This window comes from Hyphomicrobium methylovorum (genome assembly GCF_013626205.1).
In the GTDB taxonomy this organism is placed as follows: Bacteria; Pseudomonadota; Alphaproteobacteria; order Rhizobiales; family Hyphomicrobiaceae; genus Hyphomicrobium_B; species Hyphomicrobium_B methylovorum.
This window is the reverse complement of sequence record NZ_QHJE01000001.1, coordinates 1,251,326-1,274,909: the sequence shown is the minus strand read 5'-3', so window position 1 is coordinate 1,274,909 and position 23,584 is coordinate 1,251,326. Positions and strand designations below refer to the sequence as shown.

24 protein-coding genes are annotated in these 23,584 nt (G+C 59.8%); 13 read left to right on the top strand and 11 right to left on the bottom strand.

The features are described 5' to 3' along the window. Positions 1-12 precede the first annotated feature (12 nt). The 10 genes from DLM45_RS06235 (at position 13) to DLM45_RS06190 (ending at position 11,364) form a co-directional block, all read left to right on the top strand. Positions 13-936 (top strand): heme o synthase, encoded by a 924-nt coding sequence (locus DLM45_RS06235; protein WP_181336312.1) that lies wholly within the window; start codon positions 13-15, stop codon positions 934-936. Positions 937-950: 14 nt separating this feature from the next. Then, positions 951-1,109: a protein CoxF gene (locus DLM45_RS06230; RefSeq protein WP_181336311.1), complete on the top strand. Its 159-nt coding sequence runs from the start codon at positions 951-953 to the stop codon at positions 1,107-1,109. 14 nt (positions 1,110-1,123) lie between these two features. Continuing rightward, positions 1,124-1,732 (top strand): cytochrome c oxidase assembly protein, encoded by a 609-nt coding sequence (locus DLM45_RS06225; RefSeq protein WP_181336310.1) that lies wholly within the window; start codon positions 1,124-1,126, stop codon positions 1,730-1,732. Between the two features lie 147 nt (positions 1,733-1,879). Beyond that, positions 1,880-2,815 (top strand): cytochrome c oxidase subunit 3, encoded by a 936-nt coding sequence (locus DLM45_RS06220; protein WP_181336309.1) that lies wholly within the window; start codon positions 1,880-1,882, stop codon positions 2,813-2,815. Positions 2,816-2,955: 140 nt separating this feature from the next. Continuing rightward, complete coding sequence (locus DLM45_RS06215; RefSeq protein ID WP_343062248.1) at positions 2,956-3,330, top strand: DUF983 domain-containing protein; 375 nt, start codon at positions 2,956-2,958, stop codon at positions 3,328-3,330. Between the two features lie 2 nt (positions 3,331-3,332). Continuing rightward, a complete protein-coding gene (locus tag DLM45_RS06210; protein WP_181336308.1) occupies positions 3,333-4,118 on the top strand; it encodes an SURF1 family protein in 786 nt (261 codons plus the stop codon). A 170-nt stretch (positions 4,119-4,288) separates the two neighbouring features. Next, positions 4,289-5,686 (top strand): threonine synthase, encoded by a 1,398-nt coding sequence (gene thrC, locus DLM45_RS06205; RefSeq protein WP_181336307.1) that lies wholly within the window; start codon positions 4,289-4,291, stop codon positions 5,684-5,686. Further along, positions 5,686-6,987: a M16 family metallopeptidase gene (locus tag DLM45_RS06200; protein WP_181336306.1), complete on the top strand. Its 1,302-nt coding sequence runs from the start codon at positions 5,686-5,688 to the stop codon at positions 6,985-6,987. The genes thrC and DLM45_RS06200 overlap by 1 nt, the downstream gene beginning before the upstream one ends. A gap of 7 nt (positions 6,988-6,994) precedes the next feature. Beyond that, positions 6,995-7,603, top strand: a complete 609-nt coding sequence (locus tag DLM45_RS06195; protein WP_181338207.1) for a GNAT family N-acetyltransferase — start codon at positions 6,995-6,997, stop codon at positions 7,601-7,603. Then, complete coding sequence (locus DLM45_RS06190) at positions 7,600-11,364, top strand: sensor domain-containing phosphodiesterase (protein ID WP_181336305.1); 3,765 nt, start codon at positions 7,600-7,602, stop codon at positions 11,362-11,364. The genes DLM45_RS06195 and DLM45_RS06190 overlap by 4 nt, the downstream gene beginning before the upstream one ends. Positions 11,365-11,419: 55 nt before the next feature. Here DLM45_RS06190 and DLM45_RS06185 read toward each other — a convergent pair whose 3' ends face one another. After that, on the bottom strand, positions 11,420-12,037 hold the full coding sequence (locus DLM45_RS06185) for a YqgE/AlgH family protein (protein ID WP_181336304.1): 618 nt from the start codon (positions 12,035-12,037) through the stop codon (positions 11,420-11,422). Between the two features lie 174 nt (positions 12,038-12,211). Here DLM45_RS06185 and DLM45_RS06180 point away from each other — a divergent pair, with 174 nt between their 5' ends. Both DLM45_RS06180 and DLM45_RS06175 read left to right on the top strand, forming a co-directional pair. Continuing rightward, positions 12,212-13,057: a protein-disulfide reductase DsbD domain-containing protein gene (locus DLM45_RS06180; protein WP_343062247.1), complete on the top strand. Its 846-nt coding sequence runs from the start codon at positions 12,212-12,214 to the stop codon at positions 13,055-13,057. 10 nt (positions 13,058-13,067) lie between these two features. Then, positions 13,068-13,565, top strand: a complete 498-nt coding sequence (locus tag DLM45_RS06175) for a peroxiredoxin (protein WP_181336303.1) — start codon at positions 13,068-13,070, stop codon at positions 13,563-13,565. Here DLM45_RS06175 and rnhA read toward each other — a convergent pair. From rnhA to ispH, 3 genes are read right to left on the bottom strand one after another with little or no spacing between them, the layout of a single operon-like run. Beyond that, positions 13,557-14,042 carry a ribonuclease HI gene (rnhA, locus tag DLM45_RS06170; RefSeq protein ID WP_181336302.1) on the bottom strand — a complete coding sequence of 162 codons (486 nt, stop codon included), beginning with the start codon at positions 14,040-14,042 and terminating at the stop codon, positions 13,557-13,559. The two genes, DLM45_RS06175 and rnhA, sit on opposite strands and share 9 nt — an antisense overlap. A gap of 8 nt (positions 14,043-14,050) precedes the next feature. Further along, positions 14,051-15,010, bottom strand: a complete 960-nt coding sequence (locus DLM45_RS06165; RefSeq protein WP_181336301.1) for a homoserine kinase — start codon at positions 15,008-15,010, stop codon at positions 14,051-14,053. A 22-nt stretch (positions 15,011-15,032) separates the two neighbouring features. Next, entirely contained in the window at positions 15,033-15,980 is a 948-nt protein-coding gene (ispH, locus tag DLM45_RS06160; RefSeq protein ID WP_210269910.1) for a 4-hydroxy-3-methylbut-2-enyl diphosphate reductase, read from the bottom strand. A 318-nt stretch (positions 15,981-16,298) separates the two neighbouring features. On the opposite strand from ispH, the gene DLM45_RS06155 reads away from it, so the two are divergent. Further along, positions 16,299-16,871: a hypothetical protein gene (locus DLM45_RS06155; protein WP_246317183.1), complete on the top strand. Its 573-nt coding sequence runs from the start codon at positions 16,299-16,301 to the stop codon at positions 16,869-16,871. Positions 16,872-16,993: 122 nt separating this feature from the next. Here the strand turns inward: DLM45_RS06155 and DLM45_RS06150 are convergent, their stop codons facing one another. The 7 genes from DLM45_RS06150 to smc form a co-directional block, all read right to left on the bottom strand. Continuing rightward, positions 16,994-17,485 (bottom strand): F0F1 ATP synthase subunit B family protein, encoded by a 492-nt coding sequence (locus DLM45_RS06150; RefSeq protein WP_181336299.1) that lies wholly within the window; start codon positions 17,483-17,485, stop codon positions 16,994-16,996. Between the two features lie 9 nt (positions 17,486-17,494). Beyond that, positions 17,495-18,049, bottom strand: coding sequence for a F0F1 ATP synthase subunit B family protein (locus DLM45_RS06145; protein ID WP_181336298.1), 555 nt, complete (start codon positions 18,047-18,049; stop codon positions 17,495-17,497). A 32-nt stretch (positions 18,050-18,081) separates the two neighbouring features. Next, positions 18,082-18,306: a F0F1 ATP synthase subunit C gene (locus tag DLM45_RS06140; protein ID WP_013216842.1), complete on the bottom strand. Its 225-nt coding sequence runs from the start codon at positions 18,304-18,306 to the stop codon at positions 18,082-18,084. 60 nt (positions 18,307-18,366) lie between these two features. Next, a complete protein-coding gene (locus DLM45_RS06135; RefSeq protein ID WP_181338204.1) occupies positions 18,367-19,083 on the bottom strand; it encodes a F0F1 ATP synthase subunit A in 717 nt (238 codons plus the stop codon). A 60-nt stretch (positions 19,084-19,143) separates the two neighbouring features. Next, on the bottom strand, positions 19,144-19,542 hold the full coding sequence (locus DLM45_RS06130; RefSeq protein ID WP_181336297.1) for an AtpZ/AtpI family protein: 399 nt from the start codon (positions 19,540-19,542) through the stop codon (positions 19,144-19,146). Positions 19,543-19,733: 191 nt separating this feature from the next. Then, on the bottom strand, positions 19,734-20,042 hold the full coding sequence (locus tag DLM45_RS06125; protein WP_181336296.1) for a hypothetical protein: 309 nt from the start codon (positions 20,040-20,042) through the stop codon (positions 19,734-19,736). 72 nt (positions 20,043-20,114) lie between these two features. Then, positions 20,115-23,576 (bottom strand): chromosome segregation protein SMC, encoded by a 3,462-nt coding sequence (smc, locus tag DLM45_RS06120; RefSeq protein WP_181336295.1) that lies wholly within the window; start codon positions 23,574-23,576, stop codon positions 20,115-20,117. Between the last annotated feature and the right edge of the window lie 8 nt (positions 23,577-23,584).

The following is a 23,584-nucleotide window of genomic DNA, read 5'->3' as shown; positions in this document are numbered from 1 at the left end:
GATGTGCGGGCAATGAGCGTCCAAAGCGAAATCGGTCAATTTGACCTCACGGCCGAGCCAAGCGTCGGCGACTTCGTCCAGTTGATGAAGCCGCGCGTGATGGCGCTCGTTGTCTTTACGGCGCTCGCTGCAATGCTGGCCGCGCCAGGATCGATCAATCCGATCATTGGCGTCATCGCCATGGTCTCGATTGCAATCGGTGCGGGCGCCTCGGGCGCCCTCAATATGTGGTATGACGCCGACATCGATGCCCGCATGGCGCGTACGGCAGCACGTCCTTTGCCGCGTGGAAAAGTCAGCGGTGACGAAGCTCTCAGCTTCGGAACCGTTCTTTCGTTGGGCTCCGTCGTAACGCTCGGCGTGATCGTCAACTGGGTTGCCGGCGCGCTCCTGGCACTCACGATCGCTTACTATCTTTTCGTCTACACGATGTGGCTGAAGCGTAAGACGCCGCAGAACATCGTCATCGGCGGTGCAGCGGGTGCGTTCCCGCCAATGATCGGCTGGGCTGCTGTCACGGGTGACGTCAGCATCAACAGCATCCTGCTGTTTCTCATCATCTTCATGTGGACGCCGCCGCACTTCTGGGCGCTGTCGCTCTATCGTTGCCGTGACTACGAGCGCGTCGGTGTGCCGATGCTGCCGGTCGTTGCAGGGCTGCCGGAAACGCGCCGCCAGATTCTGATCTATTCCGTGTTGCTCGTGCCGCTCGCGATTGCTCCCTATTTCACCGGCCTCGGCGGAATTGCGTATCTCGTTAGCTCGGTTGTTCTCGGCGCCGTCTTCCTGGCGCTGGCAGTGAACGTCTATTTCACGACCGAAGGCCGCGAAGCCGATACGGCGGCGCGCCGACTCTTCTGGTTCTCGATTCTCTATCTCTACGTGCTGTTTGCTGTGCTTCTCGTTGAAGCCACTGTGCACCGCATTCTGGCATAAGGTGCTTTGTTCGAATGGATGCGCCTGAAAAGACCAACCAGGATCTCGCGGCCCAGCGGTCTCGCCGCCGCCGGTCGATTGCGATCGGCTTGATGCTGGGATTCATGGTGCTCGCATTCTACATCGCCACCTTTGTGCGCTTCACCAACGGCGTTCCGCCGAAAGTCCTTTGAGGAACGAAAGCCGAATGGACTCGAGCAGCGAAAATCTTCCGAAGAAGCCATCGTCTGGCAACCGTCGCACAGTCGTCGGCTGCCTGCTGGCGCTTGGGGTGATGGGCGGCATCACTGCCGTCTCGCCAGAGCTCTATTCCATGTTCTGCCAGGTGACGGGTTACGGCGGCACGACGCAGCGCGCCGCGCAGAACGCAAGCAAGGTTCTCGACCGTACGATCACCGTGCGCTTTGACGGCAATGTCTCGAAAAAACTGGCTTGGAAGTTCGAGCCGGACGTCAAGACGATGGAAGTCAAGATCGGCGAAACGAACCTCGCTTTCTTCCGCGCAACCAATCTCACGGACAAGCCGCTAAGCGGTCAGGCTGCGTTCAACGTCGCGCCGGAATCGATGGGTCCTTATTTCCAGAAGATCGAATGCTTCTGCTTTACCGAGCAAACGCTTGCGCCGCATCAGACGGTGGAGATGCCGATAACTTTCTTCATCGATCCTAAAATGGTCGAGGATTCCGACACCAAGCAGTTCTCCACGGTGACGCTGTCGTACGTGTTCTATCCGCTCGAACACGCCGCAGAGGCACCTCAGGCAGCAACGTCTGCCCCGAAGACGGGGGGCGGCTGAACGGGCGGAGATTGAGACTTCACATCTACAAGACGAGAAGAAACATAAACGGCAACGATTGCCGGATTGTACTTCGACCGGGACGGGCTGAACGCCAATACCGGAGAGGGGCCGATCCGGAAGCGATGGGGACGACGGAGAGCAATAATGGCTGACACGCACGCGAAACATCACGACTACCACTTGGTAGACCCTAGCCCCTGGCCTCTTGCGGCTGCATTCTTCGCCCTTACGATGGCGGTCGGTGGCATCGCGTGGATGCGGACGCATATCGATGGCGAAGGTGTTTTCGGCATCACGGGTCCCTGGCTGTTCGCCGTTAGCTTGGCACTTCTCATCGCCGTCGCGTGGCGTTGGTGGGCCGATATCATCACTGAAGCCAACAAGGGCGACCACACACCGGTCGTTCAACTTCACCTGCGCTACGGCATGATCATGTTCATCGCCTCTGAGGTGATGTTCTTCGTGGCTTGGTTCTGGGCATATTTCGACAGCGCGCTGTTTCCGGCGGGCGTTCATGAGCTCATGAACAATGCGAGCCAGATGATTGGTCTGACGTCGCGCAACGAAGTTTACGGCGGCCACTGGCCCCCGGCTCCGGTCGAAACGGCTGCTGCTGTTCCGGGCTTCTTCAAGGCCACATTCAATCCGTGGGGTCTGCCGCTCGTCAATACGCTCATCCTGTTGACGTCGGGCTGCACCGTGACGTGGGCTCACCACGCACTGCTCAAGAACGATCGCCGCGGCCTCACCGTTGGCCTGCTGTTGACCGTTCTTCTCGGCGTGCTGTTCACGATCTGCCAGATCATTGAATACAGCCACGCGCAGTTCAGCTTCGCTGGCCACACCTACGGCGCGACGTTCTTCATGGCGACTGGCTTCCACGGCTTCCATGTGTTCATCGGCACGGTCTTCCTTGCCGTTTGCCTCTTCCGCGCATTCCGCGGTGCGTTTACGCCGAAGCAACACTTCGGTTTCGAAGCCGCTGCTTGGTACTGGCATTTCGTTGACGTGGTCTGGCTGTTCCTGTTCGCCTGCATCTACGTTTGGGGTGCTGGCCCGCAGGTTCCGGGCGCGCATTGAGGCTGAGCGATTGCGATTATTCGCGATCCAGATGATGAATTACAAAGAGGCGGCGCAGAGCCGCCTCTTTCCTATTGGAAACCCGAAGGCAATCCAGGATCGTCTGGATTACCCTAGGCACTGCCGGATCGAGTTAAGCCGTGTCGAATTCGATACCTGAAGTTTCCCCGCTGATTGCGGGCTTGAAATGCCGCTGCCCGCGATGCGGCAATGGCAAGCTGTTCTCAAATTCATTGGGCCTTGCAGAGAAATGCAGCGAATGCGGCCTCGATTATAACTTCATAGACACTGGTGACGGGCCCGCCGTCTTCGGAATCTTCATCATGGGATTCCTGTGTCTCGGCGGAGCGCTTCTGGCCGAGTTTAAATTGCGCGTGCCTTGGTGGATGCACGTCATTCTCTGGGGTATCTTCGCCCCGATCGTCACTCTGCTTCTGCTTCGATTTCTCAAGGCGACGTTGATCGCGCTTCAGTTCCGGAACAAGGCCGAAGAAGGCCGAATCGCAAAGGAATAGCCATGTTCGCGCGCTGGCGCGCCGCAGGTCTCATTCTTCCTGCCATACTGACGATTGTCACGCTGCCCGTGCTGATTGGCCTTGGAAACTGGCAATGGCACCGCTTGGCGTGGAAGGAAGACCTCATCGCGAAGGTCAAAGAACGCAGCGTCGCGGAGCCCGTCTCATATCCAGAGGCGCTCTCGCGGTATGTGAAAACCGGAGACGTCGAATACCTCCACGTCCGCATTTCTGGAACATTCGACAACAGCCAGGAACACCATCTCTATGCGCCGAAGACGTCGTCGCAAGGCTGGCATGTTTATACGCTGCTGCGACCTGCCGGTGGTCTGCCTCCTGTCTTCGTCAACCGGGGCTGGGTCTCAGACGATCTGAAGGATCCAGCCAAGCGAGCCGAAGGTCAGATCGAAGGACCGGTTACGGTGACGGGCCTCGTGCGTCTTCCCGAACACCGCGGCTGGTTCGCAATCGATCCCGACTACGCCGCGAACCGCTGGTACTGGCGCGATCTCGAGGCCATGCGGTGGGGCGCTAAGGGTCCGCCGTCGCCGCTTCAGTTCAGCGCCGAGAAGGTGCAGGCTTATGCTCCCTTCTCGATCGACGCCGATGCCACTCCCGAAAATCCAGGCGGCTGGCCGAAGGGCGGAACGACAGAGGTCAATATCTCCAATCCTCATCTGCAATACGTGGTGACCTGGTTTGCATTTGCGGTGATCCTGGCGGCTATTTTCACCGTCTTCGCGCGCCAGCGACTTCAGGCTTTGGACAGCCGGAAACCCGAGGTTTGACGCGAAAAAGTCGGGTCGATCGGCGCACCGGCTCGGGACGCCTCGTCTGATCCTGGGACAATACACAATAAGCCAGGGACGAGACGTAGCAGCTCTGTCGAAACAGCGCCCCAAGCGCCGAAAAATGCTCTAAGTTCGCCCCATCAACCGTCGATCGTGAGAGTGTGAATTTGAAGTACATTTCGACCCGGGGCACCGCGCCGACACTTGGTTTCGAAGACGTTCTGCTGGCAGGTCTTGCGCGCGACGGCGGCCTGTACCTTCCGGATGTGTGGCCAACTCTGAAGGCCGAAACCATCGCGTCATTCCCGAACAAATCGTTCGTCGAGATCGCGGTCGACGTCATCCATCCGTTCACCGGCGATGAAATCTCCCGCGCCGAATTGCACCGCATGGCAACCGAGGCGTACGCAACCTTCGACACGCCGGAAGTAACGCCGCTCGTCGAGCTGAAGCCCGGCTTGAGCATCCTCGAACTCTTTCACGGTCCGACGCTGGCCTTCAAAGACGTCGCCATGCAATTGCTGGCCCGCCTGATGGATCACGTGCTGGAAAAGCGCAACGCTCGCGCGACGATCGTCGGCGCCACATCCGGCGATACCGGCGGCGCGGCGATCGAAGCGTTCCGTTCGTCGAAGCGCGTCGATGTTGTCATTCTTTTTCCGGAAGGCCGCGTCTCGGACGTGCAGCGCCGGATGATGACGACGCCAAAGGAAGCAAACGTTCACGCCGTCGCCATTCACGGAACCTTCGACGACTGTCAGGCTCTCGTGAAAGCGATGTTCAACGATCACGATTTCCGCGATTCCGTAGAGCTTTCGGGCGTAAATTCTATCAACTGGGCACGCATCGTCGCGCAGGTGACGTACTATTTCTGGGCCGCATCGCGACTTGGAAATACGAAAGGTCTCTCGTTCGCAGTGCCGACCGGAAACTTCGGCGACATCTTCGCGGGCTACGCCGCCAAACGGCTTGGGCTTGAGATCGACAAGCTGATCATCGCATCCAACGCCAATGACATTCTCCCGCGTGCGCTTGAAACCGGCGTCTACGCGATGAAGGACGTTGTCGCGACGATGTCGCCGTCGATGGACATCCAGATTTCATCGAATTTTGAGCGCTATCTCTTCGAAGCGTCCGGTCGCGATTCCGCGTTCGTACGCGATGCGATGACGTCGCTCGCCTCGCGTCGCGAGTTCGATCTCGGCCCGGCCTGGTCGAAACTCAAATCCGATTTCGCCGCCGTGTCCGCCACTGAAGGCGACGTGGCCGACGCAATCAGAAACGCAAAAGCGACCTACGGATACGGTCTCGACCCGCACACGGCATGCGCTTACGTCGCTGCCGAACGTGAAACGGCGGGCAGCAACACCGTCGTGCTTTCGACCGCGCACCCGGCAAAATTTCCGGATGCCATCGAAAGCATAACCGGCGAGCGACCCGGCCTTCCCGCGCATCTTGAGCATTTGCTGCAGGATACCGAGCGCTTCGAAACGCTGCCCAACGATCTGGCTGTTTTGCAGGACTTTGTCCGCAGCCGATGCCGCGCCAGCACGGGGGTACAGTGATGAGCACCGAGCTGACAATGCTGCCAAACGGCCTTCGCGTCGTAACGCACGCAATGCCGAACCTGGCGACGGTCTCGCTCGGCATATGGATTGACGTCGGCTCGCGCCACGAACGCGACGACGAACACGGTTTGGCGCACTTCCTTGAGCATATGGCGTTCAAGGGCACGAAGAAGCGCTCCGCTCGAGCCATCGCGGAAGAGATCGAAAGCCTTGGCGGCGACCTCAATGCCGCCACCGGTCTCGATACGACGGCCTATTACGCCCGCATCCTCGCGGGCGACGAGGGCGTCGCGCTCGAAATGCTTGCGGATATCCTGCTCAATTCGAAGTTCGCGCCTGAAGACCTCAATCGCGAACGCGTCGTTATCCAGCAGGAAATCGCGTCCACCGACGATAATCCTGACGACGTGGTCTTTGACTTGATGCAGGGCGTCGCGTTTCCGGACCAAGCCCTCGGACGGCCCATTCTCGGTACAAAGGCCAGCGTCGCGCGCTTTGGCGCGAGCGAATTGCGGTCTTACCTCCGCACACACTATCTTCCTGACTCAATGGTGGTTTCGGCGTCCGGCGCTGTCCGCCATGCGGATATCGTTCGCCACGCTGAGGCCCTATTCGGAGGGCTCACTCCGGGACGACGCGGAGACGAATCGCAGGCGCATTACCGGGGCGGCTCCGCGGCGCTGGGGAAAACATTCGAGCAAAGCCACGTTCTGATCGGATTGCCGTCGCCATCGTATCTGGATCCGGCGTTCTATGCCGCGCAGGTCTTCTCTGGCCTCTTTGGCGGCGGGATGTCGTCACGGCTCTTTCAGGAAATTCGCGAAGATCGCGGACTTTGCTATTCGATTTATTCGACGGTCTGGGGGGTAAGAGACACCGGCATGCTGGCTGTACACGCCGCAACGGGGGCCGATATGGTCGAAGAGCTGTCCGCCGTGGTCGCTCAGGAGCTTGGTGCGCTTGCCAAGTCCGGGCCAACGGACGCCGAGCTGCTGCGCTCTAAAGCTCAGATCAAGGCGGGATTGCTCATGGCGCTCGAAAGTTCGGCTGTCTACACCGAGCAGATGGCCCGCCAGCTTCTGGCGCATGGCCGCCTCGTGGAAGTGTCCGAGCTCGTCAACGCCGTTGAGAACGTCGGCCCGGATGACGTCAAGGCATTTGCCGGCCGGCTGATGGGTGAAACCGCTTCGGTTGCCGTCCTTGGTTCAGGCAAAAAATCGGCCGGACAAGCTGCGCGCGTGGCTGCGATGTTCAATCCGATGTCGGCGCAGTTGGCCGATGCACAGGTTTCGAGGTGACGGCGACGTGGCATTCCTGCGCACAACACGTCCGGAAGAAGATCTCGAGGTGGTTCGCGGCCGCGATGTAACGCTGCGACAGCCGCAAGCGTTAGACTATGCGCAATGGGCCGAGCTGCGCGCCCTGAGCCGTTCGCATCTTGTGCCATGGGAACCGACCTGGGGTCCTGATGACTTGTCTCGCAGCATGTTTCGTCGGCGGCTTCGCGTTTACGCGAAGGACATTCGCGAAGACAGCTCCTATCCGTATTTCATTTTCAACGGCGCCACGCTCATTGGCGGTTTGACACTTTCAAACGTCCGGCGCGGCTCCGCTCAAACCGCATCACTCGGCTATTGGATGGGCGCACCTTATGCCGGTCGCGGCCACATGCAGGACGCCGTAACTGCCTTCCTGCGCGTCGCATTCGGCCAGCTCGGATTGCATCGCGTCGAAGCCGCTACGATGCTGAAGAACGCAGCATCGATCCGCGTTCTCGAATCCTGCGGGTTCGAGAACGAGGGGTTGGCGCGCGACTACCTGAAGATTAACGGCCGCTGGGAAGACCATCTGCTTTATGCCCACGTCGCCGGTAGGCCAGCCGCACAAGCGCGCCGAGATGGCGGGGGCGGATGATGCGTTCCGGGGGGACATTCGGGGGAGACTGGAAGGCCTGGGGAGCAGCCTTCATTGTCACCCTCATCGCGATGCTCGCAAGCGCGGCCAGTGCGTCGGCGCTGACGCCAATATCCGTGCAGTCCGATCAGGACAAGCTCGAGATTACCAATCTTGGCGAAGCCTACGAAGGCCGCGGCGATAGTCTCCAGGTCGAAACGGCAGCCGCGCAGGACGGCGTCTCGGGCCGCATGACGGTCCGCGCGTCGGTGCCCGGCACCAGCCCGAACTGGATGGTGTTCGCGCTGACGAACAAGTCTGACAAATCTTTAGAGCGTTTGCTGACGGCAGATCGTTACAGCGTTGTCGGCTCCGGAACCGTCTGGCCGGATCTCGATGCGCGGCGCATCGAAAGCGTGACGCCCTCTGTTGGTTTCGTTCCCGAACGCATCAAGAGCGATCGGGCGGATATCTTCCGCATTACGCTCGAGCCTGGCCAGACGATCACCTACGTGGCCGAACTCGCGGGCGAGCATTTCTCGCGGCTCTATCTCTGGCAGCCGATCGATTACGAAATCAAATCGCGCGACCGTCAGCTCTTTAACGGCATCATGCTGGGATTGATGGGCCTTCTCGCGATCTTCCTGACGGTTATCTTCGCGGCCAACCACAAGCTCATCTTCCCCGCTGCCGCCAGCGTCGCGTGGTCGGTGCTGATCTATCTGTGTGTGGACTTCGGCTTCTTCCACAAGCTCTTCAATCTCAGACCGGAAGACAACGCTGTTTATCGCGCGGCGCTCGAGGCCGCGATGGCGGGCACCTTCGTCATCTTCATGGCGACGTTCCTACGCCTGGGCCAATGGCACGGCATCGTTCGCATGATGATCGGCGTTTGGATCGTCGCGCAGCTGACGCTCATTGCCGTCGCCGTTATCGATCCGCGCCTTGCGGCAACTTTCGCCCGCTTGTCATTTCTTGGCATCGGTGGCGTCGGCAGCCTGTTCATTCTGTTCCTCGCATTCCGCGGACAGAACCGAGCCTTCTCACTAACGCCGACATGGATACTCCTATTGGTCTGGATATTCGCAACTGCGATGACGCTCGCAGGCCGGATGTCGGGAGACATGGTCGTATCGAGCCTCATCGCTGGACTCGTGCTTGTTGTCCTGGTGATGGGTTTCACCGTGACGCAGTTTGCATTCCACTCCAGCGACGCGGGCTACGCCGGCGCACCGACCGAACTTCAGGGCCGATCGCTTGCTCTGGCAGCTTCGGGTTCGGCGATCTGGGAATGGAACATTCGCCGCGACGAGATCAAGGTCGGCTCTGAAGTCGAAATGGCATTGTCGCTGATGCCGGGCGAGCTATCGACCAAGGTCGACGACTTCCTGAAGCATGTGCATCCAACGGATAAAGAACGCTTCCGCGTGATGCTGATGTCGGCGCAGGAACGCTCAGGCGTCAGGATCAAGACCGATTTTCGTTTGCGCCACTCGGATAATAGCTGGCGCTGGTTCGAACTCGAAGCCGCCAGCGTGCCGAACTCGGACGGACGCACACTGCGCTGCGTCGGTCTCCTGCGCGACGTATCGGATACGAAGCGTGCTCACGAGCGCCTGCTGCATGACGCTGTGAACTGTAGCCTGACGGGGCTTCCGAACCGCGAACTGTTCAAGGATCGCCTGCGCGTTGCGCTCACCCGCGCGAGAACCGAAGGCGGCATCAAACCGGCCGTCATTTTCATCGACCTCGACAAGTTCAAAAGCGTCAACTCGTCGTTCGGCCTTGTGCGTGGCGACAGCCTGTTGCTGACCGTTGCCCGGCGCTTGCAGCGCCAGACTGGTCCGCACGATACCGTCGCGCGTGTCGGCGGAGACCAATTCGCAATGCTGTTCGTCGGAGAACGCGAGGCGCGCAATCTCCATGCGGTTGCTGAACGCATTCGCCGGTCTTTGCGCGCGCCGATCCCGTTGGCCAATCAAGAAGTGACGTTGACGGGCTCAATCGGCGCCGCGCTTTGGGATGGTTCTGAAGCGACCGATATCGATCTGCTGCGCGATGCCGAGTTGGCGATGTATCGCGCGAAGCAGGTCGGCACGGATCGCATCGAAATTTTTGAACCCTCCATGCGTATTGGTCGTGGAGAGCCGTCCGACATCGAACTGTCAAAGGCGATAGAGAAGGGGCAGCTCAAGGTCCTTTATCAGCCCATCGTTTATCTGCCGACGAAAGAACTCGCGGGCTTCGAAGCGCTCGTGCGCTGGGTGCATCCGAAGCTCGGACTGGTCAATCCCGCGTCGCTCCTGGACGCGGCGAAAGACCCAGAGTCGATGGTGAAGATCAATTGCCACGTGCTCCTACGCGCCGCGAAAGACGCCGCTCGCTGGCTGACGGAATTGCCCCGCATCGAGCGACCGCTGTTCGTAACGGTCAACATCTCATGCCCACAGATTTTCCGTCCGGAATCGGTGCAGGAAATCCGCCATATCCTCGGTCGCAATACCGTTCCCGCTGGCACGCTAAGGCTTGAAATTGCCGAGAGCCTCGTGATGGAAAATCCCGAGCAGTCGGCCGAAGTTTTGAAAGTCCTTCGCGGTTCCGGCGCACAATTGTCGCTTGATGAATTCGGCACCGGCTATTCCTCGCTCGCCTATCTCAACCGCTTCCCCTTCGACACGATCAAGATCTGTCCTGAACTCATCCGTCGCAGCGGCACGGCAGAGGGTGCCGCGGTCATGCGATCGATGGTGGCGCTCTCGCATGAGCTGTCGAAAACCACGGTGGCCGAAGGCGTCCAACGCGCCGACGAGGCGACGTTCCTTCGCTCCATCGGCTGCGAATACGCGCAAGGCTACTATTTCGGCGAGCCGATCCCCGAGCGCGAGGTTCTGCAGCTTCTGAAGATGGTGAAGCGTTCGGAACGAAAGATGCAGCCGCGCGGCTTCTTCCGTCCGCGATTCAAGTCGGCTGCAAAGAAGGGCGCTGCAAAGGAGCAACGTCCGGCAGCGGTCACCACTCAAGGGAAGCCAGCAAACGGTGGAGCGGAGCAGAAGGTCGTCACCGCGCCGCCAGCCTCACGGGCAAAGCCAGCAGCTCTTCCCGCAGGTTCTGTCGTGCGCCAACGGCATAAGGCGGAACCAAAGAAGCCGCCGATGAACGGAGCACTTCCGCCGCCGACGGATATTTCAAAAGATCTCTCGAAGCCGGTCGAAGCGCTGTTGCGCGAAGGCGTAACGTCGGGCCGCCCGGCTGCACGCACCGGCGCGCCGCCACCACCGCCTCCGCCACGCCAACATACGAACGGCGCCGCAGGGAAACCATCGCCAGCGCCGCAAAGGCCGATGGAGGCCGGACGCGGACCAAACGCCGTGCCGCCGCCGCGCCCGAACGGTGTCGCGACGCCGCTGTCGGATGCGCTCGCCCGCGCGACCTCCGGCGGTCCTGATCCCGTCAGCGTCCGCACAGCATCTGCGCCGAACACGCAGCGGCGCAACGAGACGTCGCCGTTCCCTGTGAGCGTTCCACCGCCCGGAGCAGTCAGCGCGCCACCGCCGATCCCAAGCGCTGCCCCGCCGACGTCAGTGTCTGCACCGCAGCCAATGCGGCCGCCAGCACCGGCTCCTGCGCCAACTCAGAGTGCAGCACCGCCGCCGCCCCAGCCCGACTATTCGACGCTGCCGCCTTCAATCGCGAAAAGCTTGGCGAGATTGGCTGGAAACATCGCGCCCGCAACAGACGCCACCGAAAAGCCGGTGATCGAGCCAAAGACCGCGTCGAAATAAACGCGTCGGCAAATCCAGCGATTGTGGGATTTAAGATCTCCGCGGCGAACGGGGGCTAAGCGTGCCCCGCGTCGCTAACGAGATGCGAAAGATCGATGCCGATCTTCGCCAGCGCGCGCGAATACTTGTTGTCGAGATCTTCGTCGAAAATCAGATCCGGGTCTGCTGGACAATGGAGCCAGCCGTTGGATTGGATTTCCGTTTCGAGCTGCCCGGGAGACCAGCCCGCATATCCGAGCGCAAGCAGAGCCCGTGCCGGTCCGTTCCCCTGCGCGATCGCTTTGAGGATGTCGATCGTCGCCGTTAAGCAAACGTCTTTCTCGATCGTCAGCGTCGAGTCCTCGGAGAAATAATCGGCACTGTGCAGAACAAATCCGCGGCCGGTTTCCACGGGTCCGCCAACCTGGATTGAAAGCTCGAGCGCTTCGCTCGTAATTTCATCGTCCCGGTTCCGCGCCGAGATTCCGAGCCGTTCCAAGAGATCAGGCGCCGAGATGTGCTCTGCCCGCTGGTTTATGATAAGCCCCATGGCGCCCTCAGCCGAGTGCGCGCACATGTAGATTACAGACCGCTGAAACCTGCGATCTGACATGGCGGGCATCGCTATGAGAAGCTGCCCTTCAAGCTTGATGGCGGAGCGGGCGGAACGGCTCCGCGTTCGAGTTGCCTTCATAGAGGTAGCCTAGTCTGTTGTGGTCGCGCCGTGAAGGTGTTGCAATGGCGAAAACGCCGTCCGATGTAATAGGTTGCCCTAACCCGGCGGAGCCGCCGCAGTCTTGCATGCTTAGCCAAAGTCGGCACCCAAATTGCCGAAGATGGAATGCAGAATCCTAGGAGAACTTAACGCGTGAAAGCCCTGGTTTGTCTTTTCCTCGTTTGCGGTTCGACGGCAGCGCTATGCGAAACCGCCACTCCATTGGCGACCGATTGGGTCGAGGGCTTCAACAACAAGGCCCGGCTTTTGGCAGGGCACGCGACACCCGCTGGCGAACAGAAGGGCACGTTTGCCGGGATCGAAATTGCGATGCCGGAAGGCTGGAAGACGTATTGGCGCGTTCCGGGCGACGCAGGCGGCGTGCCTCCAGAGTTCGACTGGAGCGGTTCGGAAAACCTGGCGTCGGCAGAGGTGCTTTACCCAGCTCCGCATCGCTCGACGGACAAGGCAGGCGATTCCGTCGGCTACAAGAACCGCGTGCTGTTTCCCGTCCGGTTGACGGCAAAAGATGAAACAAAGCCGATCGTCGTTAAAAGCCGGATCGACTACGGAGTCTGCAAGGACATCTGCATTCCAGCGGAAGCAAAACTGGAATTGGAAATTCCCAATGCCCTCGGAAATTCCCCCGACCTTGACGAAGCTCTGGCCAAGGTTCCCGTAGGCAAGCCGCGGGCAGGCGTCGATCCCGCGCTCGAAACGTGGCGCCTGGATAAGGCGAGCGGTAAACCGAAACTCGTGCTGACAGTCGCAAGCGCATCCACGAAAGATGTAGACGTATTTGTCGCCGCTCCCGGCGGTGCTTATCTTCCGCTGCCGCAGCGCACGGATGCAAAAGATGCAAACGGCGCGAACGTCGAATTCAACGTCGATCTCTCGGATGGCGTTGACCTGGATGCGCTGAACGGCAACCCCCTGACAGTTACAATGGTCGATAGCAAAGGCCAGTCAGAAACGACGATCAAACTCGATACGAAATGAGGAACGCTCGATGACTATTAAAGTTGGTGACCGCATTCCCGACGTGGACTTCACTGTTATGGGGGCCGACGGCCCTACGAAAAAATCGTCTAAAGACGTCTTTTCCGGGCGTAAGATCGCTCTTTTCGCGGTACCCGGCGCCTACACGCCGACCTGCACGAAAACTCACATGCCGGGGTTCGTGAACCGAATTGAAGAGTTCAAAGCTCGGGGCATCGATGGCGTTGTCTGCACGGCTGTGAACGACATCTTCGTGCTGACGAACTGGGCCAAAGACACGGACGCGACCGGCAAAATCGAAATGCTCGCGGATGGCTCAGGCGTATTCGCTAAGGCCGTTGGTCTTGACCTCGATCTTTCTGAGTTTGGACTTGGTCTTCGCTCGAAGCGTTACGCCATGCTGGTCGACGATGGCGTCGTGAAAGTCTTGAACGTCGAGGACTCTCCCCCGATCGCGGAAAAATCGAGCGCGGAAAATCTCTGCTCCAGGCTTGGCGAGTCAATCTAAGTCGGCGTTCGATCCGGAAGACGAACGCCCCGACTTGAACGGCGCCATAGCGAGGCGCGCCAGTTCATCCGCGCGCTCGTTTTCCGGATGGCCCGCATGGCCTTTGATCCAGTGCCATTCGACATCGTGTTTGCTGCGTATCGCGTCGAGAGCCTGCCAGAGCTCGGCATTCTTGACCGGCTTCTTGTCCGCTGTCCGCCAGCCATTTTTCTTCCAGCCGTGGATCCAGCCGGTGATGCCGTTGCGCACATAAACGCTATCGGTGAAGAGGTCGACGTGGCTGCGCCGCTTCAAGGCTTCGAGCGCCGAAATCGCACCAAGCAGTTCCATGCGATTGTTGGTCGTCAGTTTTTCGCCGCCGTTGATCTCTTTGCGGTGCTTACCTGAGATCAGCACAGCGCCCCAACCGCCCGGCCCGGGATTTCCCGAACACGCGCCATCGCTATAGATCTGAACTCTCGAAATGGTGTCGCTCATCGCGGCGGTTATGAACCGTATTCGCCGATTGCTGCAACCGATTGATGAAAGCGAAGGCGGCGCACATAATCCATCGGATCCTTGCGGGCGACGAGCGCGTCTTGCGGCGTATTCAGCCAATCGTAGCTGCGCGTCAGCAAAAAGCGCATCGCCGCGCCGCGAGCGAGAACCGGAAATGACGTCCGCTCAGCGTCGGTGAGTGGACGGACCTCGCGATATCCCTTGAGAAGCGCCCTGCCTTTGGTGGCATTGTAATCGCCGTTCGGCTCGAAGCACCACGCATTGAGCGAAATGGCAACGTCGTAGGCAAGCGAGTCGTTGCACGCGAAATAAAAATCGATGAGGCCGGACAGTCGATTGCCGATGAAAAACACGTTGTCGGGGAAGAGATCAGCATGGATCACGCCGTCCGGCAGCCCTTGCGGCCACGACGTCTCCAGGAACGCGAGCTCGTCCGCGATGAGATCATGCAATCCCGGCGAGATGTCCTCGCACTTGTCCTTGAACTTATCGAACAGCGGCCGCCATCCCGAAATGCCCAAGGCGTTCGCGCGCTGAAGCGAAAAGCCCTCGCCGGCGGTGTGCATGCGCGCCTGCGCTCTGCCGAGTTCGAGGCAGTGCTCGACGTGCGGCCGCCTGGGCCACATGCCCTCCAGAAACGTGACGAGCGCCGCATGCTTCCCCGCCAGCTCGTTCAGCACGTTCCCCTCGCGATCGCGAACAGGCAACGGACACGTAACACCCTGCGCTGAAAGGTGCTCCATCAACCCGAGGAAAAACGGAAGGTCAGCTGGATCGACGCGCTTTTCATAAAGCGTGAGGATGAACGCTGACGTCGTGGTGTGCACGAGATAGTTCGTATTCTCGACGCCCTCTGCAATGCCCTTGCACGACAAGAGGTTTCCCAAGTCATAGCGTGCAATGAAGCGTGCCAGCTCGTCGTCGCTGATCTCTGTATAGACTGCCATGCCGCTCCGGGCCGATTTGGGGTTATCGCTGCTCGGCAGGGGTACGCGTTACCCTGACGTCACGCGGTATGTTGAAGACGACGCGCTCTTCCAGCGTCGTCACAACTTCGATCTCGACCTCGTAGCGCGCGCGGAAGGCTTCGACGACCTCTTCGACGATCAACTCAGGTGCCGAAGCCCCGGCCGTTATTCCAACCGACGTCACGCCCTCAAGCTTCTCCCACGGAATATCGCTCGCCCGCTCTACGAGAACGGAGAAGCGGCATCCGAACCGTTCGGCCACTTCAACGAGACGAAGCGAATTCGAACTCTTGGGCCCGCCGACAACAATCAGCCCGTCGATCTTCTCAGCGATCGCCTTGACTGCATTCTGCCGGTTGGTGGTGGCGTAGCAGATGTCTTCCTTGACCGGGCCACCGATACCAGGAAACCGCTCCTTCAACACGCCGACGATCTCGGCCGTATCATCGAGCGAGAGCGTTGTCTGCGTAATGAAGGCAAGTTTCGAAGCATCACGCGGTTCGAATGCGCGCGCGTCGTCGGCCGTTTCGATGAGAGTGATGGCGCCCGGCGGAAGCTGCCCAAGTGTGCCGACGACTTCGGGGTGTCCTGCGTGCCCGACGAGCACAATCTCGCGCCCCTGCTCGAAGTGGCGAGCCGCCTCGATGTGGACTTTCGAAACCAGTGGACAGGTTGCGTCCACGACGAACATGTTCCGGTTTTTCGCGGCTTCCGGGATGGTCTTGGCGACGCCGTGTGCCGAAAAGATCACGGGCTGGGAGGTATCGGGTATCTCATCCAGCTCCTTCACAAAAACGGCGCCTTTGGCTTTCAGGGATTCAACAACATAGCGGTTGTGTACGATTTCGTGTCGAACGTAGACGGGAGCGCCAAATTTGGTCAAAGCCTGTTCTACGATTTGAATCGCGCGATCAACGCCGGCGCAAAAGCCCCGGGGCGCAGCAAGCATAATTTTGAGCGGTGGTTTCGGCACAATCACTTCAATTGGTTAAGGCCCGATATGGAAGAGCAGACGTCTTTATACTCAACCGTCGAGTCGGAAAATGCGGTTGGATGCAACTTGCGCCGGATGCTACGGTCCTTTTCTGACAATACAAGGGGCATGGGGATAGAACTTCGGGGGAGCGTATTGCTCAAGTCGGAACATCGGCATCCATGCGGGGGAAGCGGGGATGCAGGTGCGGCACGCGTTGAGTGGCGCACAGCCGCTCGGGCAGCCGCGATCGCTTCGGTCGGCGCGGCAAGCCTGTTTATGGGCGGCTGCGGCATGTCATCTTTGACGTCTGGCCTAAGCGGCGGAATGATCGGCGGCTCGTCCGAGGGGACGCAGGTGTCGAAAGTGTCTGAGGATCAGCTGCTTGATGCGGCAATATCTTCCGAGCCGAATGCCACCAGCAGCACAACACCCAGTGACGTGGATGGCGGCTGCCCGCGCCTGCGAATTGCGCCGCACGACAGTTACATCACGTTCTATCAAGCTGGCCACGTGGGCGATGCCATGGCCGTCACGCAGCGCGGTGAAATCACCAAGACAGCGCGTGAGTGCCAGGTCGAACCCGGCCGCGTCGTCGTGAAATACGGCTTCTCCGGACGTGTCCTTCTTGGACCTAAGGGACAGGCCGGCGCACTGTCGCTGCCCGTCGCCGTCGTCGTCAATGATTCGAAGCGCGCACGCATCGCGACGGAGCGGGTGAAGGTTGACGTCAACATGGGCATGGATAAGCCGATCAGCTACTTCTCGGCCGTCCACACCGTTACGTTCCCGATTCCCGAAGGATCGCGGCCTGGCGAATTCGAGTTGATCGTTGGCTTTGACAGCCGCGCGGACGGGGCTGGCTGACGAACGCAGCCGCCTCCGGTCTCAGATCACAGAGATCGTCACGACACGCGCAGCATCTCGCACAAACAAAAAAGCCAAGCTTTTCAGCTTGGCTTTTGTAGTTTCAGGTCGAGGCTCGAAGCTCAGTTGAGCTTGCCGCGAAGGTCGCCGATCGATTGCGAGATCAGAGAATCGCTGACGTTGCCGGTTGCCCGCGTCTTCAGGATCTTCTGTGCTGCTTCGATAGCCGTATCGACAGCCGTCGCGCGTACTTCGCTCAAAGCCTGAGCTTGTGCCCGTGCGATCTTCTCTTCAGCGATCTTGGAACGCCGGTCGAGGCTTTCCAGAAGGGCCTTACGCGAGTCAGCGGCCAACGTCTCCGCTTCACGCTTTGCCTGATCGATGATCGACTGGGCTTCTGTCTCGGCTTCGCGTGCTTTGCGCTGATAGTCCGCCAGAAGGGCTTGCGCCTCTTCCCGCAACTTCCGAGCTTCGTCGAGTTCGCGACGGATCGCTTCAGCGCGGTCGTCCAGCATCTTACCGATAGCCGACGGCACCCCGAAATAGATCACGATACCGACAAATGTCAGAAACGCGACGAGCACCCAAAATAGCGGATTGTTCGGATCAAACATGATGTGTCCTCACTCGCCGGGTGCCGGCTGCAGCGCCTTCTTTACTTCATCCGGCGAGACGTCCTGCCCGATGAGCTTCGAAACGACAGCGCGGGCAGTGTCAGAGGCGATTTCGCCGATAGCGGAGACCGCCTTCGACTTCGTCTCTGCAATCCGCGATTCCGCTTGCTGCAGCTTGGCTGCGATCTGCTGATCGACGCGCTGACGTTCGCTGTCAGTTTCCGCCGAAAGCTTGTCGCGCGTTTCCTTCGCGATGCCGGATGCGTTTGCACGCGCGTCCGCCAGGGCCTTTTCATAGTTCGCGAGAGCCTGGTCCGTCTCGTCTTTGAGACGGGCTGCGGCCTCGAGATCGCGCTTGATCCGGCTGCGGCGTTCTTCGATGACGTCACCGACACGCGGCAACGCGACTTTGCTCATGATAAATAGCAAGGCGACGAAGATTACAGACAGCCAGAAGAGCTGAGCCGCGAAGTGGCTCGGATCGAGCTGCGGCAGACCTCCCTTAGCGGCTTCACCGGCCGCCTCGGAGGCAGCCGCGAGCAGAATTGTCGTGCCGGCGAGCATCCTATCCTCCGGTTATCGCAGCGCCTCAGTTCTCAACCGTAAAGGATGATGAGAGCGATCAGCAGGCCGAAGAGGCCGGTTGCTTCAGCGAGAGCGAAGCCGATGAGGAGGTTGGTGAACTGGCCAGGAGCTGCCGACGGATTGCGCATAGCGCCCGACAGGTAGTTGCCGAAGATGTTGCCGATGCCAACACCGGCGCCGATCAGCGCGCTACAGGCAAGGCCTGCGCCGATCATCTTCGCTGCTTGAAGATCCATTTCTAAGTCTCCCTTTGCTTCATAAGCTGTTGGAATTGTCGCTCCGGTCGAAGAACCGGATTAGTGGTGCATGTTGATTGCGTCGTTCAGGTAGATGCAGGTGAGAACCGTGAAGATCAGCGCCTGCAGGAACGCGACAAGAACTTCGAGGCCGGTGAAGGCAACCATGAAGCCAGCCGGCGCGATTTTACCCCACCAGGGAAGCATCACGGCAAAGCCGGCAAAAACTTCGAGCATCGTGTGTCCGGCCATCATGTTGGCGAACAGACGAACCGAGTGGCTGATGGGACGGATGAGATAAGAGATGAGCTCGATCGGCACGATGACGACGAGCAGCCAGAGAGGCACGCCCGCCGGAACGAAGAGCCGCAGATAACCCGCGCCGTGCTTGTAGAAGCCGATACCCGTCGCAATCAGCCAGACCATCGCGGCAAGCGCGAACGTGACGATGATGTGCGCCGTGACTGCGAACGATCCCGGGATGAGACTCAGGAAGTTCAGAACGAGAATGAAAATGAAGATTGAGAAGACCCAGGGGAAATACTTCATCCCCTCTTCGCCGAGCGATTCTTTGACGATGCCGGCTACATATTCGTAAACGAGTTCGGCGAGCGATTGAATGCGCGTGGGGATCAAGGCTCGCCCATTCATGGCGAAAATCATGAACCCGGAGATCAACAGCAGCGAAATGACCATCAACAGCGATGAGTTCGAGAACGAAAGGTCGTATCCGAACAGATCGAAATGGAAGAGGCGCTGAATCTCGAACTGATCCATCGGCCCGTGGTGGTGGGCGGCACCTTCTGCGATTTCAGCGGCCAAGCTCTACCCCCTAATTTATTCGTCGTCGTCTTTGACTGAAGGCGCCGCCTTTTGCTGCGCCTCGTTTTTTGCCTGTGCCTGCTGAGCAGCACGGACAACATTGAGAAGACCTGCAGCGAAGCCCAGGATGACCAATACGACCATCAGCCAAGGCGCCGTGCCAAATTGCTTATCCAGCGCCCAGCCTAAGCCGCCGCCGACGATCACACCCACGACCAATTCGGAGGCAAATTTGAATGCCGCGCCGAAATCTGCCTGACTGCTTTCGCGTTTCGGGCGTTCACCCATCTGCGGACGAGATTTGACCGCGTCGAGTTTCCGGCCGATATCCTCCGACCTTCGGCGAATAGCCTCACGGTCCTCTGGGCTGATCTGTCCCTGCTCCGGACGCTGAGCCTTGCCATCCTCTGACATGGTTCATCCATCCAGAAATGCGGAAAACGGCCGCTGAGGGGTATCAACGGCGCGGACCATAGTTAGGGGGTATTATGGTGTCAAGAAATTGGGCGTGTGCGCCCGGTCTCGATAGGTACGGCGAAACGGCGCAGCCGCCGCTCCTTCATCAGGATAACGGCGGCTGCGTCTAAGCTCACGCGAATTCAAAATTAAGGAGCCGGAGCTTGATTTTGCGGGGCTGAGGTGTCCGGATTGGCAGGCGCTGGAGCTTCAGGCGCCGTATTCGTAGCGGGCGCCATCGTACCGGAAGGCTGGGTATGAGCCGTCGGCGGCGCTGTGCCGTCCATTTGCGGCGGCGTGGCTGAGAAGAAGCCGAACAGGAATCCGGCAAAGATCAATGCCAGGAGCGTCGTCGAAAAGATAAGAATCCGCAGATTCATCTTTTTCGAGTTGCCTTGGCGCACATCAGTGGTGCCCACAACCTCGCCCTCAGTCGGCGAATACTTTTGATTGGCCACGATGACCTCCATTCCACTTAAGGTTTGAAATGGAACGTCTCAGGCCTGATCAGGTTCCCCTGGTAGGGTGGCTCAGCCAGCTTCCCTGAAGCTTTGCGCTGTCTGCAGATCTACGGAAACGAGCTGCGAAACACCCTTCTCCACCATGGTCACGCCGAACAGCCGGTTCATACGCGCCATGGTCATCGGATGATGGGTAATTACGAGGAAGCGTGTCGACGTCTCGCTCGCCATTTGCTCCATCAGTTTGCAGAAGCGGTCGACATTGGCATCGTCCAGCGGCGCATCAACCTCGTCGAGAACGCAAATCGGCGACGGGTTCGTAAGGAACACTGCGAAAATCAAAGAGAGTGCCGTCAACGTTTGCTCGCCGCCCGAGAGCAACGAGAGTGTCGCCGGTTTCTTTCCTGGCGGCTTGGCGATGATCTCAAGTCCGCCCTCGAGCGGATCTTCAGGGCTTTCGATCATTTCGAGGCGCGCTTCACCGCCACCAAAGAGATGCGTAAACAGCCGTTCGAAGTGGCCGTTCACTGTCATGAAGGCCTCATCGAGCCGCGTCTTGCCTTCGCGGTTGAGCTGCTGAATCGCAACGCGCAGCTTGGCAATGCCTTGCTCAAGATCGTCGCGCTCGGCAACGAGGCCACCGAGCTGATTGCCGACTTCAATGAGATCTTCGTCGGCCTGAAGGTTCACGCCACCCAGCCGCTCGCGATCGGCTTTCAGCTTCGCAAGTTGCCTCTCGACGTCGGCGAGTAGCGGAATATCCGCGCCTTCCTTCAACCCGGCAATCGCTAGGCATGCTTCCGGCGCGACTTCGAAGGCTTCGCGAATGTGCCGTGCAGCTTCCCCGCGCCGCTGACGGGCATTCTCAAGCCGCGTCTCGATACGCGCATTCGCTTCCCGCGCACTCGATACTTCAGCCTGGAAAGCTCGCAGAGCGTCGGTTGCCGCTTTGATCGCCGTCTCGGCTTCGGCCAATGCATCGGCCGCACCGCGCCGTTCGTCTTCAGCCTTTGACAAGGCAGAAAGCAACGCCTCGCGCTGGGCCGCAATGCGAGCTGGCAACTCTGCATTGGCTTCAATCTCGCCTCGCGCCTCGGTAAGGCGGGTATCCAGAGAGGACACCTGCTGTTCGGCGCTCTGCTGGCGCGTCTGCCAACGCGCGATGTCGGCCGTGACGTGACGAATGCGTTCCGCGCGAATTTGTCGATCGCGTTCGATGCTGCCGAAGCGCACGCGAGCTTCAGAAACCTCGCGCCGCGCTGTCTCCGCGTCGGCTTGCGCCGTTTTCAGAAGCGGCTCGAGATCTTCGCCTTCACTCATCGTTACGATGTGCGCTTCGATCTCGACGTGCCGTGCTTGTGCTTGCGTAAGTTCTTCATCAGCGCGAGACCGCTGCGCCGAAACCGCAGCCAAACGTGTTTCGCTTTCACGCTGAAGTTTTTCGAGCGACGTTAACTGCTGGCGAACCTGCGCCAGCTCGTTCTGCTTCTCGCGCCACAACTGGCGAAGGCGACGTTCTTCCGTTTGCGCGTTTTGCGCTGCTTCCTGCGCGGCGCGTTCGGCGTCGATCGTGTCTTTCGCCTGATTGAGAACGGCCTGCGCCTGGCGATCGAGTTCGAGCAAGCGGTTCTTGTGCGCCAAGCGCTGTGCAGCGGGCGTCACGCCACCGGCCGCAGCGACGAAACCATCCCATCGCCAGAGATCGCCCTCGCGCGAAACAAGACGCTGACCCGGCTTCAAATGCGGCTGCAGACGCTGTCCTTCAGAACGCTTCACAACGCCGATCTGGCGCAACCGTCGCGTCAGCTCCTGCGGAGCTTCGACATGCGAAACGAGAGGTTCTGCATCGGCCGGTAGAGCGTGCTCTTCCGCTGGCAGGTCAAGGTGGCGCCAGTGAACGCTCGCCTCAGCAGCGATTGGTGCTTCGAGATCATCGCCCAGTGCTGCGCCGAGCGCAGTCTCGTAACCGGGCGAAACGCGGATCTGATCGACAGCTGGCGGATAGGTGCCATCGTCGGCACGTGCCAGCAATTTCGCAATCGTCTCGCGCTCGGTCGAAAACGCGTTCGCCGCCAGACGCACGCGCTGCGCTTCATCGTGCCGAGCGCGCGCATCCGTCTGCGTTGTCCGAACGGCTTCTTCCGCCGCGAGCGTATCGGCTTCGATCTTGCCGATCTCTTGCCCGAGCGCGTGCCCGTGTTCCGAGATGCTGGCAAGTTGTTCCGCATCCGGAGCCTTTGCAGTGATGTCCGCGATTTGCGTGTCGAACGCGGCAACCTGTTTCGTGATCGTCGCGACGCGCTGTTTGCGTTCGGCCAGCGCTTCTTCAAGGCTCCTTAGCCGAGCCCGTGCCTCCGCAGCGCGATGCGTGATGTCGGCAAACTGCGCATCTGTTTCGACCCGGCGAGCTTCCGCCTTCTCGAGATTTGTGCGCTCGTTGGCTTCATCTTCAACGGCCTTGAGGTCGGCCTCCTTGATGGCTTTAAGATCGGCATCAAGGTGAACAAGAGTTTCCTTGGCTTCGCGAATAAAGCCGGATTCGCGATGCAAATCGGCGTCGAGCTGCTTTACGCGCCCTTCGAGTTCGCGCGCCCTCTCGGCCGCTCGCGTGGCTTCCCTGTCGAGGTTTTCCTGTTCGACTTTCAGTCGCGCGAGTGCGGCGCCCTTCACGGCTTCGGCTTCGCGCAGCGGCGGCAACGCTTCGGAAAGGCGCAATTCTTCGTTGAAGGATTTGATTTCCGCTTCCGTCGCTGCCCCAAGGCGAGTCATGGCGTCGGTAAGCTGCGCCTCGTCGTGTTCGACGCTCTTTTGCGCGTCCTGCCATGCGAGATGCATGGAGAGCGCCTCATGCTGCCGGATGTCGCCCGAAAGCTCTTTGTAACGCCGCGCCTGACGTGCCTGCCGTTTCAGCGCTTCTGTCTGAGATTGAAGCTGACCGACGACGTCATTCAACCGCTCGACGTTTGCTTCCGCGCCCTTGAGGCGAAGTTCGGCCTCGTGTCTGCGTGTGTGCAGCCCGGCGATACCTGCCGCGTCTTCAAGAATACGGCGGCGCTGTTCGGGCTTCGCATTGACGAGTTCGCCAATCTGCCCCTGCCGCACGAGCGCGGGTGATCGCGCGCCAGTCGCCGCGTCTTCGAACAAAACCTTGACGTCGCGCGCGCGGACTTCGCGGCCGTTGATCCGATACGCAGAGCCCGCGTCGCGCTCGATCCGCCGCGTGATTTCAATCACGTCGCCGCCGTTGAATTCGGCTGGCGCACGCCGCGCGCTATTATCGAGGAACATCGTGACTTCGGCGCTGCCGCGCTCCGGCCGCGACGTCGTGCCGGAGAAGATCACGTCGTCCATCGCCGCGGCGCGCATCGACTTGTACGACGTTTCGCCCATCACCCAGCGAAGCGCCTCAAGCAGATTGGATTTTCCGCATCCGTTCGGCCCGACGACTCCCGTCAGTCCCGGCTCGATCACGAGTTCGGTCGGATCGACGAAAGACTTGAAACCCAGAAGCCGTAGACGCGTGATTTTCATTTAGTCTC